This is a genomic window from Planococcus ruber (assembly GCF_022819085.1).
GTDB lineage: Bacteria > Bacillota > Bacilli > Bacillales_A > Planococcaceae > Planococcus > Planococcus ruber.
In genome coordinates, this window is sequence record NZ_JALHAG010000012.1 from 292,055 (window position 1) to 304,249 (window position 12,195).

13 protein-coding genes are annotated in these 12,195 nt (G+C 46.5%); 7 read left to right on the top strand and 6 right to left on the bottom strand.

The window, feature by feature from the left end; translation table 11 throughout:
* Window positions 1–84 precede the first annotated feature (84 nt).
* On the bottom strand, window positions 85–834 hold the full coding sequence (locus MTR82_RS16205) for an SDR family NAD(P)-dependent oxidoreductase (protein WP_246809893.1): 750 nt from the start codon (window positions 832–834) through the stop codon (window positions 85–87).
* Between the two features lie 183 nt (window positions 835–1,017).
* On the opposite strand from MTR82_RS16205, the gene MTR82_RS16210 reads away from it, so the two are divergent.
* Window positions 1,018–1,185, top strand: a complete 168-nt coding sequence (locus MTR82_RS16210; RefSeq protein WP_246809894.1) for a hypothetical protein — start codon at window positions 1,018–1,020, stop codon at window positions 1,183–1,185.
* 46 nt (window positions 1,186–1,231) lie between these two features.
* Window positions 1,232–2,590: a VWA domain-containing protein gene (locus MTR82_RS16215; protein ID WP_246809895.1), complete on the top strand. Its 1,359-nt coding sequence runs from the start codon at window positions 1,232–1,234 to the stop codon at window positions 2,588–2,590.
* 53 nt (window positions 2,591–2,643) lie between these two features.
* On the opposite strand, the gene MTR82_RS16220 is transcribed toward MTR82_RS16215, so the two are convergent.
* Window positions 2,644–3,081, bottom strand: coding sequence for a VOC family protein (locus MTR82_RS16220; protein WP_246809896.1), 438 nt, complete (start codon window positions 3,079–3,081; stop codon window positions 2,644–2,646).
* A 231-nt stretch (window positions 3,082–3,312) separates the two neighbouring features.
* On the opposite strand from MTR82_RS16220, the gene MTR82_RS16225 reads away from it, so the two are divergent.
* Window positions 3,313–4,188, top strand: a complete 876-nt coding sequence (locus MTR82_RS16225; RefSeq protein WP_246809897.1) for an AraC family transcriptional regulator — start codon at window positions 3,313–3,315, stop codon at window positions 4,186–4,188.
* Between the two features lie 48 nt (window positions 4,189–4,236).
* Here MTR82_RS16225 and MTR82_RS16230 read toward each other — a convergent pair whose 3' ends face one another.
* Window positions 4,237–4,701 (bottom strand): BsuPI-related putative proteinase inhibitor, encoded by a 465-nt coding sequence (locus tag MTR82_RS16230; RefSeq protein WP_052652609.1) that lies wholly within the window; start codon window positions 4,699–4,701, stop codon window positions 4,237–4,239.
* A gap of 432 nt (window positions 4,702–5,133) precedes the next feature.
* On the opposite strand from MTR82_RS16230, the gene MTR82_RS16235 reads away from it, so the two are divergent.
* Entirely contained in the window at window positions 5,134–5,724 is a 591-nt protein-coding gene (locus MTR82_RS16235) for a YdcF family protein (RefSeq protein WP_246809964.1), read from the top strand.
* 166 nt (window positions 5,725–5,890) lie between these two features.
* On the opposite strand, the gene MTR82_RS16240 is transcribed toward MTR82_RS16235, so the two are convergent.
* A complete protein-coding gene (locus MTR82_RS16240; protein ID WP_341801991.1) occupies window positions 5,891–6,793 on the bottom strand; it encodes an oxidoreductase in 903 nt (300 codons plus the stop codon).
* A 136-nt stretch (window positions 6,794–6,929) separates the two neighbouring features.
* On the opposite strand from MTR82_RS16240, the gene MTR82_RS16245 reads away from it, so the two are divergent.
* Both MTR82_RS16245 and MTR82_RS16250 read left to right on the top strand, forming a co-directional pair.
* Window positions 6,930–7,658: an ABC transporter ATP-binding protein gene (locus MTR82_RS16245; RefSeq protein WP_246809898.1), complete on the top strand. Its 729-nt coding sequence runs from the start codon at window positions 6,930–6,932 to the stop codon at window positions 7,656–7,658.
* Window positions 7,655–8,386: an ABC transporter permease gene (locus tag MTR82_RS16250; protein WP_246809899.1), complete on the top strand. Its 732-nt coding sequence runs from the start codon at window positions 7,655–7,657 to the stop codon at window positions 8,384–8,386. Before MTR82_RS16245 ends, MTR82_RS16250 begins: the two co-directional genes overlap by 4 nt.
* Window positions 8,387–8,431: 45 nt before the next feature.
* Here MTR82_RS16250 and MTR82_RS16255 read toward each other — a convergent pair whose 3' ends face one another.
* Complete coding sequence (locus MTR82_RS16255; RefSeq protein ID WP_246809900.1) at window positions 8,432–9,820, bottom strand: bifunctional metallophosphatase/5'-nucleotidase; 1,389 nt, start codon at window positions 9,818–9,820, stop codon at window positions 8,432–8,434.
* A 142-nt stretch (window positions 9,821–9,962) separates the two neighbouring features.
* On the opposite strand from MTR82_RS16255, the gene MTR82_RS16260 reads away from it, so the two are divergent.
* The gene (locus MTR82_RS16260) at window positions 9,963–11,150 is read left to right on the top strand and encodes an aminotransferase-like domain-containing protein (protein WP_246809901.1); all 1,188 of its coding nucleotides are present in this window, start codon (window positions 9,963–9,965) and stop codon (window positions 11,148–11,150) included.
* 51 nt (window positions 11,151–11,201) lie between these two features.
* Here MTR82_RS16260 and MTR82_RS16265 read toward each other — a convergent pair whose 3' ends face one another.
* The gene (locus MTR82_RS16265) at window positions 11,202–12,095 is read right to left on the bottom strand and encodes a fructose bisphosphate aldolase (protein WP_246809902.1); all 894 of its coding nucleotides are present in this window, start codon (window positions 12,093–12,095) and stop codon (window positions 11,202–11,204) included.
* Between the last annotated feature and the right edge of the window lie 100 nt (window positions 12,096–12,195).

Sequence of the window (12,195 nt, forward strand, 5' to 3'; positions counted from 1 at the left end):
CTGTTGGGCCGATGATCCCTGTAGAAAACCGGCTGACATGAAAAAAGGCAAACCTGTTGAAAAGGTTTGCCTTTGGATCCGCTCTTATTTTACGTTGGTGAATCCGCCGTCGATGCTGATGACTTCACCGTTGATGTATTGAGCTTTTGATGTTAACAGGAAAGCGACCAATTCTGCCACTTCGTCTGCTGTACCCAACCGTTTTTGTGGAATACCGGCTGTGGCATTGGCTTTCATTTCCGGATTGGCTTCATAGAAAGCCTTTACCATAGGTGTTTCAGTTGGCCCTGGAGCGATGGCATTGACGCGCAATCCGTCTTTCGCATATTCCGCTACCATACTCTTCGTCAAACCGACGATGCCGTGTTTCGTTGCAGAATAAGTGACAACTGAATCCTGGCCGATAACGCCGGCGCTAGAAGCTGTGTTGACGATTGAACCGCCGCCGTTTTTTAGCATCGCTTCTGCGACGTAGCGAACGCCGTATAGAGCGCCCATCAAATTGATGCCGACGATTTGTTCAATTTCTTTGATATCCGTTTCCATGAAGTATTTCCCGCTGCCCGAAATGCCGGCATTGTTGAAGAAATACTCAATCGAACCGAAGTGTGCGACCGTTTGGTCCACATAGTTTTTGACATCTTCTGATTTTGATACATCCGCTTTGATGAAAAGAGCGTCTGGTCCAAGCTCTTTTACCATTTCCACTGTTTCGTTGCCGCCTTTTTCATTGACGTCAACGACCGCGATGTTGATGCCTTCTTTTGCTAAGCGAAGCGCAGTAGCTTGTCCTAAGCCGCTTCCGCCTCCAGTAATAATTGCTGTTCCACTCATGTAAATCATCCTCCATTGTAATTAAAAAATTTATTCGTCCTGTACCTTTTTAACTATACCCCTTTGAAATTTTAAAAAACAATGATGTGCTCATCGGACAAAAATCCGGAATTGTCAATAAAATAAAGGGATTTTCAATAGAATAAAGAAAAGAATACAAAATGATGTGAAAGGTGGAGAGTTATGGAAAATAAAGAAATGATCGAGTTGGCAAATAAATACGGTTTTGATCTGCAGGCTGGACAATGGCAAGCGAACGAATCCGGCTTTGATTTTATTCCAAATAAACAAAATGCCCCTAATACAGTTCAGAAGAACCAAAATGACGGAAAACGAAACTTCAGCAAATAATTCCCGTAAACTGAATATGGAGACAGAAGGAATGGGAGGCAGGAAGATGAAGAAAGCAAGCTGGCTATGGATCGGCATTTTCTTGGTATTGCTTCTTGTAGGCTGTTCAGACGATACAGATACAGGGGCTGAACAGGAGTCTGAAAAAGGCCAAGAGGAAGTTCAAACTGAAAAAGAGGAAGCTCCGGAAAGAACCATACCGGAAGCAGCGATACATAATGTCGAGGAGATCACGAAAGAAAAGGGGCAATACAATGCACAGGAATTAACGGAAGAAGATCAAGGAGAAATCCGGAAAGAGCTGGAGGCACTGCCCGATGGGTTAACCGGAGAAGAAGCCTATTCAATCGCGGTTTCGTTGTTTGCGGCGGATATTGAAGAGGAGGCCCGTAAATTCGAGGAAGTGGATCCGACCATCCAAATCGATTCGTCGACTCCGGAAGATGAAATTGAAATTCCGGAGCAAGAAACGGTCAATGTTGCCATTCTTTTGGATGCGAGCGGCAGCATGGCCGGAGAAGTATCAGGCGGTGCCAAAATGAAGCTTGCCAAGCAAGCGATTCAGCAGTATGCATCAGGTTTGCCCGGAGGTTCAAATGTGATGCTCCGCGTCTACGGCCATGAAGGCACGGGAACGGAAGAGGCAAAAGAAATGTCTTGCAAGAGCAATGAAGTGGTGTACGAATTGGCGCCTTACGAGGAGCGGGAGTTCACTTCAGCACTGGAGCAATTCGATCCGGCCGGCTGGACCCCGCTTGCAGGAGCAATCCAGGCGGCTGAGCAAGATCTGAAAGAGCAGGCCGGCGAACATATCCGCAACGTCATTTACGTGGTGAGTGACGGCATCGAAACATGCGGAGGCGACCCTGTAGCGGCAGCTGCTTCTTTGAGTGATTCGGATATCGAGGCCGAAGTGAACATCATCGGATTTGATGTGGACAATGATGGGCAAAAGCAATTGGAAGCAGTGGCGAAAGCCGGAAGAGGACAGTATAAATCGGTGTATTCGGAAAGCGAACTGAATGACTATTTGAAGCAGGAATACAGCCGGCTCTACTGGGAATGGCTCGATTGGGGCAATGACCGCTATTTCGACATCCTGGATCAAAGCAATGACATTGTTTTTGGGCTTATTGAGCTGCATAATGACATCACCTTTAAAATATTGGCGGCCAAAAATGAAATGAACAGCCTGCAATATGACTTGAAGGAGCTGGATAAGTTCAAGGATGAAGAAGCGGTCAAGCGGTATCTTGAATTGATCGGTATCCGCCACGACACGGTCAAACAAAATTACGACCAGGAAAAAGAACGGAAAGACAGCATCCGAAAAGAAACGAAAGCTGCGCTTGAACAGAAAGTGAAGGAAACGAGAGAAGAAAAGCAAAATACGTATCAGCCATAAAGAAAATGAGAAAAGGCGCAATCTCCCAAGAGATTGCGCCTTTTTGGCTGGGGTCATTCGGCATTGGCATCCACTGAGATTTGCCATTCTATGCCAAACTTATCTGTCAGGGCACCGTACAGCGGACTCCAGAACGTTTCCTGCAAATCCATCATGACAACTCCACCGTCAGCCAATTTGCCAAACATTCGCCGGGCTTCTTCCATATCGTCCAATGTGACAGTCAACGAAACATTATTTCCTTTTTGAAAAGACATGCCCATGCCAGGTGGAACATCAGAAATCATCAGCATATCCCCGTTTTTCAAATCAATCTGCGCATTCATCACTAAGTCCCTTGCTTCTTCCGGGAGGCCTTCCATATTGCCTTCATTGGCTTCGCCGTACGTCGTTATTCCGGCCAACTCGGCATCCAATACGTCGACATAAAAATGGGTTGCTTCTTGGCCATTGCCGTCAAAATTAAAGTAAGGAAACAATTTCGTGATCATCCTAACCCTTCTTTCTATATTTTTTTTGCCCGAAGGCATGCTGCGCAAAGGGTTGAAAAACTTCAAAGATGACGAGGGACCCATTATGATTAGAGTATAGCAGTTTTGAACGAAAAAATAATCGTATTTATTGAAAATTTAATCTTTTTAAAGGCGATAATTTCCGTATCGAAAATATCGGTTAGGCTGAAAAAGAATTCGCTACGATTAAGGCAGAAGGAAGGTGAAGACATGGATATGCTGAAAGGGATGAATGAAGCGCTGGCGTATATTGAAAGCCAGCTGGATGGGCAGATTGATTTTGGCCAAGTCGCCAGAATTTCCGGCGTTTCCGAATTTCATTTCCGGCGGATGTTTTCCTATCTGTCGGGGATGAGTTTGGGCGTCTATATTCGAAATCGGCGTTTGTCGAAAGCTGCAGTAGAACTGCAGCAAGGAACAGAGCGGGTTATTGATGTGGCTGTAAAATACGGCTACGAATCAGCGGATGGCTTTAGCCGGGCTTTCCGCGACTGGTCAGGAATACTTCCTTCCGAAGTGAAAAACAGTTCTTCTTTTAAAGTGTTTCCGCGTCTGACTTTCCAACTAACGATTCGAGGAGGAATGGATATGGAATATCGCATTGAAGAAAAAGAAAGCTTTAAATTGGTCGGCTTGAAAAAACGGGTGCCGATGGTCTTTGAAGGGCAAAATCCGGAAATTATGAAAATGGTGCAATCGTTGACTTCAGAGCAGCGGGAGATGCTTGGGGCATGGCGAAATACAGAAGTGAAAACGGTCGTGAACGCATCTTTCCATTTTGATGAAGGGCGGTTTGAAGAAAAAGGGGAGCTTGATCATCTTATCGGTTCTATGACAACACTCGATGAAGATTTTGGTGAATTTGATGTAGTCGAAGTGGCTGCAGGCGAATGGGCGATTTTTAACGCATCCGGGCCGTTTCCGCAAACGCTTCAAGAAGTATGGGGCAAGATCTTTTCGGAGTGGCTGCCATCGTCAAATTATGAGTTGATAGACGGACCGGAAATTTCCTTTAACGGCAGCTTTGCAGATATGCAGAATGTAGAAAGTGAAATCTGGATTCCGGTTAAGAGAAGGGAAAACTAATAGCGAAAGCCGCGTTCGAAAAATCGAATGCGGCTTTCATTTTTACTGTTATTGGACGTTGTAGTCAGTTTTTGCTTCGAACGCCGGGCCTTCTTCAGGGGTCAGCCACGCTTCAAGCGTATACGTGCCGGGCTCCAGATCGAGTTCAGGGACTTCCAGATCGTAGCTCAGCTTATCGCCGGCAGCGACAGTTTCTTCACCGAGTGCTTGCGTGAACATGCTGACTGAAGAGAAAAGAAACACTTGGTCGCCTGCTTCATTGGATAGGGAAAAATCAAAGCGTTGTCCGCTGGTAAAATCGAATGTTACATCTTCGCTTGTCTCGTTGTCGAGCGTATAACGGAAAGTTCCATCTTGTTCTGTTACGGCAGGCTTCATTTCTCCGGCCTCCTCATTTTCGATATTGTCGCTATTGCCTTCTGAGCCTGTCCCGGCATCAGAGGTTCCGCAAGCGGTTAAGATGAAGCAGAACGCGAGGAATGCCAGAAACAGCATGCCAGTTTTTAATTTCATCGCAAATTCCTCCTTTGGGCCATTTCACAGTGATGAACGTGTGCTTATACATGAGAACGTTCATGTTCACGAAAAGTTACAAAGTTTATCGGCAAAGGACGCCAAAAAAACGGGGAACATGATACAGTGGAAACAAGAGAATCAAAGAGATAGGTTGTGGAAAAATGGGAAGTTCGCTGATTGTCGTTGGGATTGTGTTAGCCATCATGATATCCGTTCCGCTTGCACTGGTGTTCCTCGTTTGGAAAAATACTAAAAAAGGCTAAAGAAATTTCAGGGCCGGCATCGTTGAAGATGCCGGTCTTTTATGTTGCAGCCGTATTGTTTTTGTGACTATTTAATGTTTTTTTAAGATAAAGTCTTTTCAATGGCTTTCCGCCGCTAGATAATGGTGAAAGAGAAGAATAGTAAAGGATGAACAGATTGGCGAAAATGATTTCCCGTAAATTGATCCGTGTTGTACTTTTGTCTTTGGTTTTATTTACTGCTTTTTCCGCATACAGCATTTGGACTTATGCTGCCGAAAATGAAACGGTGCACGCGGATGCCGCAATCGTTTTAGGTACAAAAGTCATTGACGGCGAACCATCGCCGGCCCTAAGAGAACGGATTCGACATGCGGTTTCTCTTTATGAAGAAGGCTTTGTCGAAAAGCTGATTTTCACGGGCGGCAAAACAGATGGCTCGGAAGTGGCGGAATCGGAAGTATCGCGGGATTATGCGATGCAGCTGAATGTGCCGGAAGAAGCGATCCTGATTGAAACGGAATCAATGGTGACGGAAGAAAACTTCCTGTATGCCCATGAAATTGCAGATGAATATGGAATGGACAATTTTTTGGTGGTCAGTGACCCTTTACATATGAAGCGCGCATTGCTGATGGCTAAACTTGTGGGGATTGAAGCGCATTCCTCCCCGACTGACACTTCGATATTCAATGATTTTAAAAGCAAATTGCCGTTTTTCGCCAGAGAAACGGTCTGTTATGTCGGCTATGTATTGTCGAAAGCCATTCAATTTTAATCGCACAAAAGGCATTTCCACTCAAAGATGGAAATGCCTTTTTAATTTGCGGAGAAACTAATTGGGTTCGAGCACCTGCTTCTGAATTCCGCACTGCAGCGCTATGGAGCAAGCGGTTAAGCGGAATATCGAGTTTCTAAATGAAACTTGTTTCCATTTCTCACTTTTAATTCTTTTTGAAATTAAAGGTCACGCCTGCCAGTTGCTCGGAAACTGCCCACAATTTTTGGGAGACTGCTGCATCTTGGGCGATGGGGTGCGGCGTATCAAGCGCGGGATAGCCGCGTATCCGGCCAGGTCCATCAGGTCCGATATATTCACCGCCCAAAAGCGATTCTTCCGTTGCGGCGTAGATGGTCGGCAGTGCACCAAGTTCCGGCGGCTGTAAAAATCGGTTGGCTAAGTTCCGGAAAGCCAGCGGCGCAGACCGGTTGCCGAACTTGAAGATATTGGTCACTGAAATGCCGGGATGGCAAACGATGCTTCGAACGGGCAAACCGTGTTGTTTCAAGCGTTTATCAAGTTCGAGGGCGAAATACAGATTGGCCAGTTTGCTTTGATTGTAGAATTTCTTTGCTTTATAGCCTTTTGATCCGTCCAAATTTTCGAAGCGGATCGTGCCTCTGTCATGGGCGCGGCTGCTCACGGTAACGATGCGCGATCCAGGCGTGTTTATGAGAATCGGCAATAAATGGCCAGTCAAAGCAAAATGTCCCAAATGGTTGCTGCCGAATTGAAGTTCGAAGCCGTCTTTTGTATAAGACAGCGGCGGCATCATAATGCCTGCATTATTGATCAGTAAATCCAGTTGGTGAAAGTGTGTACGGAAGTGGTCCGAAAATGTTTGGATGCTCGCTAAATCCGCCAAATCAAGCGGCATCACTTCGATGGCTGCACCGGGAGTTTGGCGAAGAATTTCATCTTTCGCGATGCGCCCTTTTTCTATATTGCGGACGGCGAGCATAACGGCTGCACCGCAGTCCGCAAGAATTTTAGCGGTCTCTAATCCGATGCCGCTGTTCGCTCCTGTGATCACCACGGCCTTTCCGGATAAGTTTGGCATTTCCATAGCATCAGCTCCTATTGCCTCTATTATGCTGGATACAGAAACGGTTCTCAATGGTTTCCCATCCTGCCAATCGGGAACACTGTAATAAAAGCTTCTGCAGCATCAAAACAAGCTGCGGTCATTAGGGGAATGTCGAATGGTCATTGAAATCAAGGAATTGACGAAAAAATTCAACGGCGAGCTGGCAGTCGACCGTTTGTCGCTGACGATTGAACAAGGGGAGTTTTTCGCGCTGCTCGGAGAAAATGGGGCGGGAAAAACGACCACGATTAAAATGCTGAGCTGTTTGCTGGCGCCTACGAGTGGAGACGCCTTGATGCTTGGCGACAGCATAGTGGAAAACCCGCTGGCGGTGAAGAAGAAAATGAACCTCTCTCCGCAGGAAACGGCAATTGCGCGCAATCTTTCCGTGAAAGAGAATTTGGAATTCATCGCGAAAATTTATGGCAGCAGCAAGCAGGAAACAAAACAGAAAACGGAAGAACTGATAAGGAAATTCGGTCTGGAAGACTACGCGGGAAAAAAAGCGAAAAACTTGTCGGGAGGCTGGCAGCGCCGGCTTAGCATCGCCATGGCGATGATTTCAGAACCGGAAATCATCTTTTTGGATGAACCGACTGTTGGTCTTGATGTACGGGCACGAATCGATTTATGGAAAATTTTGCTGCAATTGAAAGGAGACATCACGATTATTTTAACGACGCATTATTTAGAAGAAGTGGAAGCGCTCGCCGACCGGATCGGCATTATGCAGGCGGGTCGTCTGCGGGCACTTGGGACGCTCGAAGACCTGCAAGAGAGAACGGGCCTCGAGAAGCTCCAGGATATTTTCATCCAATTGACTGAAGAGGAGGAGGGCCCATGAAAGCTTTGGCATTTGCGGGACGGAACCGGAAAGAAATTCTGCGGGATCCGTTGACGCTCCTTCTCGGTGTAGTGATGCCTGTTGCGATGCTTTGGCTTTTTTCGTCCTTGGAAGGGATTATGCCGCTCGACCTTTTCACCATTGAAAAATTAACGCCCGGCATGATTGTATTCAGTTTCTCCTTTATCACCCTGTTTTCCGGCATGCTGCTTGGACGGGATAAAACGACATCGTTTCTTATGCGCATATTCGCTTCGCCGATGAAAGCGAGCGAGTATTTAATCGGCTATGCCATTCCGCTCCTGCCGGTAGCCCTTTTTCAGGTTTTGGTCTGTTACGGAGCCGGTGTACTATTAGGGTTTCCTGTAGATATTCATGCCTTGACAGGATTTGGTGTACTGCTTATCATTTCACTTCTTTATATTGGTTCAGGCCTTGCGCTTGGTACATATTTTACAGACCGGCAAGTAGGCGGCATATTTGCGATATTTGTCAACATCACCACTTGGCTCAGCGGCATCTGGTTTTCGCCTTCCATGATTGGCGGCGCCTTTGAACAGGCGGCGAATCTCTTGCCTTTTGTCCATGCAGTAGATGCAGCGCGAGCAGCCTTTACAGGTGGCTTCACGCAATTGCTGGAACCGCTTCTGTGGGTCATTGGCTATACCATCGTCATTTTTGGGTTGGCGATTGTCGGATTTCGAAAGAAAATGAAAGGCAGCAAATAAATAAAGGCAGGCTTCCGGTTGAAACCGCAGCCTGCCTTTATTCGTTTAAACGATTGTTTTCGAACCGATTTTCCAGCGCTTTTCTTGAGCCTGCTCGGTGAATGGCTTTTGATGCCCGTAAAGCTGAATCACGTCCTTGATTTCTTCCGCCCGGTATTTCACATTTCGGTTGTGGGCAAGAGAAGGGTAGCCGGAGCCGCGCTGCAAATAATCGGAGCTTGCGACCGAATACCAACGATTTGGGTCCAGCGCTTCGCCCTGAATCCAAACTTCTTCGATGGTGCTGCCGTTATGAATGATTTCTGCGCCTGACACATGGAGGCTGCCGACAAACTTCCCTCTGAACCCCGGACCTCTTCCATCGGCCAGGCAGCTTTGGACATCCAGCGATTGTTCGAATGCAGCCAGCAGGTCGCTGCCTTTGATTTCGAACGAAGTCGGATTTAAAGGAGAAGGGCAGATCTCGATCAACTTTTTTCTGGAAAGATGGCCAAACGCTCCTGCATTTACAATGCCGCTATTGATTAATCCGAGTTCAGCGCCCATCATGTCGCGCAAGCCATCAGCAATCAGATTGCTGATTGGGTTCTCTTCGATCACATCGTGCCATAAAGGATGTTCGAGTCCGTAAAGAGGTTCACTCAATACGGCAATCGCTTTCGCTTTATTGGCTTTCAGCAAATCCACGATTTCGGGATCCGCTTCAACGCCAGTTGTCGATAAGGTCTCGGAATGGAGCAAACGGATGCGGCCATCGATCACTTCTATTTCGACGACACCAACATGCTCGCCGTAATTGCCGGCGCTGTTGATAATTGTCCCTTCGATGATTTTCGCTTCTTTGAATAGTTTGTGGTCGTGTGCAGAGACAATCAGATCGATTTCTGGCATTTTAGCAGCAAGCGGCTCATCGGCAAATGTACCGACATGGCTCAAAAGCAGGCAGAGGTCATATTGGCCGCTGTGCCGTTTGATTTCTTCCCGGATGCTGTCCTCATAGGAAGAAATTTTTACGCCCAGCCCGTCATTAAATTCGCCAAGGTCAGGAGAAGAGCCGGTAATGAGAATGCGCAATCCGTTCTTTTCTACAATAATGCTTTTCTGGACACCTTGGATTTCCGTTCCTTCTTTTTTCATCAAATTATTGCTGATAAAAGGGAAGGGGCTAGATGAAGCCATATACTCCAGTGTTTCAATCCCATTGAACATTTCGTTGTTGCCAATCGTCAGGGCGTCATATCCGACATTTTGCAGGAGTTCAATCGCTGCGAGGCCGCGTGTCCCTTGAAGCTCGATGCTTTTGAAATCGGCAAAATCACCGCCATCCAAAATAAGCGAATTCTCATCTTTAAGTTGTTTGATGACCGTTGCCGCTTTCGCGAAATTTTCATAATGGCTATGGACGTCGTTCGTGTGGATAATCTTCAATCGCATGTTAATTTCCCCCAATGATTCCTTTGTTTGTTTCTACCTTATTTTACCGAATAAATTTACAGAATGCTTAATAAATTGCAATGCGGTAGAATGAAATAAAACAATTGAGAACGCCAGGTTCCTTGCAGAAAGGATGAAATCATTGAAATCAAACTTCCCTTATTCAAAAGAAGTTCAGCTTGCATTTAAACATGAACCGCCGGGAGGGTGGATGGCGAAATTTCCACAGGGCGCCATCCGGTTAAATTCAGGCTACCCCGATCCCCGTCTTGTGCCTTCCGAGGAAATTAAAGGAGCCACAGCACGTTTGCTGGAAGAGGAAAAAGACTTGCCGCTCCATTACATCGGCAGCCCGCGGATTCCGCAGCTGGAAAAATTCATCTGCCAGCGCATGGCTGAAAGAGGAGCACCGACGGCAAACGAAGAGCTGCTGGTCACTTCAGGTGCCTGTCAGGCGATTGATTTGGTCGCCCGTGTCCTGCTGGATCAGGAAGCGGTTGTAGCGATCGAGTCGCCGACTTATATGGAAGCATTGGAAATCTTCCAAAACTATACCGATAAATACATAAGCATTCCAATCGATGAAAACGGAATGAAAACAGAAAAACTGGAAGAAATCTTGGCTGAGCGGAAACGGAAGGGAGAGGCGCTTCCGCGCATCCTCTACACCATTCCGACTTTCCAAAATCCGACAGGGACTACTTTATCGCTTGAGCGGCGAAAGCATCTCCTGAAGCTTGCCGAACAATTCGATTTTCTTATCGTGGAAGACGATGCATACGGTGAACTTGGCTTTGCAGAAAAGCCGCAATTATTGAAGGCATTGGATGCCGGGGAACGGGTCATCTATATCGGATCGTTTTCGAAAGTGGTGGCGCCCGGCATGAGAATCGGCTGGGTCACGGGACCGAAAGAATTGATCGAAGTACTCGGCTGGTTCAAAAAAGATTTAGGCCATCCATTTGCACAGTCGACTTTGTCTGCTTATTTGGAAACGATCGACTTCGACAGCCATCTCAATAAGCTGGTGTCTGTCTATGAAGCGAAAGCCCGGGTGATGGTAGAGGCGCTCGAAGAATTCATGCCGAAATCGGCTGCCTGGTTCATGCCAAGTGGAGGATACTTCCTCTGGCTTCAGATTCCAGGAGTGGATACTGCTGATCTTTTGTCCAAAGCGCATGAAGCAGGATTTGTTTATGTACCAGGGCGGTTTTTTTTCCTGGACCAACAGGAAGGGCTCGAATTTCTCCGCCTGTCTTTTAGCTACACCAGCGAAGAAAACATTCGCGAAGGTATCCGGCTGCTTGGCCAAATTTTAGATGCAAATTAAAAAGGAGTTCCCGCCAACATTGTTGATTGGCGGGAACTCCTTTTAATTTATTCAAGTAATGGATGCTTCATAAATGGTTTTAATGGAATCAGCAATCGCTTCGTTGAACTCATCATCTGTCTGGCTCGCACTGACTCCTTCAGACAAGCCTCTTGAAAAGCTTGCGATCAATCCGTTGTTCGCAGCCAATTTTTCATTGGCTTCATTGCGCGTATATCCTCCGGAAAGCGCCACGACGCGCAATACTTTCGGATGATCGATCAATTCTTTATAAAAATTATTAACCGTTGGAATGGTCAATTTCAGCATTACCGGTTCGTTTTCCGGCAACGTTTCCAACTGCTTTAAGATTTCTTCTTTTAAAATGCGCTCGATTTCTTCTTTGTCGCTGCTGTGGATGTCGACTTCCGGTTCAATGATCGGCATTAAGCCGGCACCGATAATCTGTTTGCCGACTTCGAATTGCTGTTCGACCACTTTACGTATGCCTTCTGGATTGGCTTCTTTAATGACGGAACGCATTTTCGTGCCGAAAATGTTCCGTTCAGTCGCCCGCTGCAGCAGCGCATCGAGTTCCGGCATCGGTTTCATCAGCTGAACGCCATCTTCTAAGTCAGCTAACCCTTTGTCCACTTTCAGGAAAGGGACCACGCCTTTTTGTTCCCAGAGATAGTCAGGGGTATGCTGCCCTTCAACTTCACGGTCCATCGTCTGTTCAAACAGAATGGCACCAAGAATCGAATCCGAATTGAATGCAGGAGCCGTCATGACGCGCGTCCGCATTTTATGGATCAGGTCATACATTTCATCTTCGCCCGAATACGAATCTTCCGGCACTCCGTATAAAGCCAGTGCTTTTGGCGTACTGCCGCCGCTTTGGTCAAGCGCTGCAATAAACCCTTTTCCATTCTTCACGAGTTCGAATTGTTGTTGTTGTTTAGACATTGCTCCAGCTCCTTAGATAAATTTTTTGTAAATGGTGCAATAAAAAAATTTAAGCTAAAAGTAACCCTTACACAGAATAGTTTAACAATAAAAGATTTAA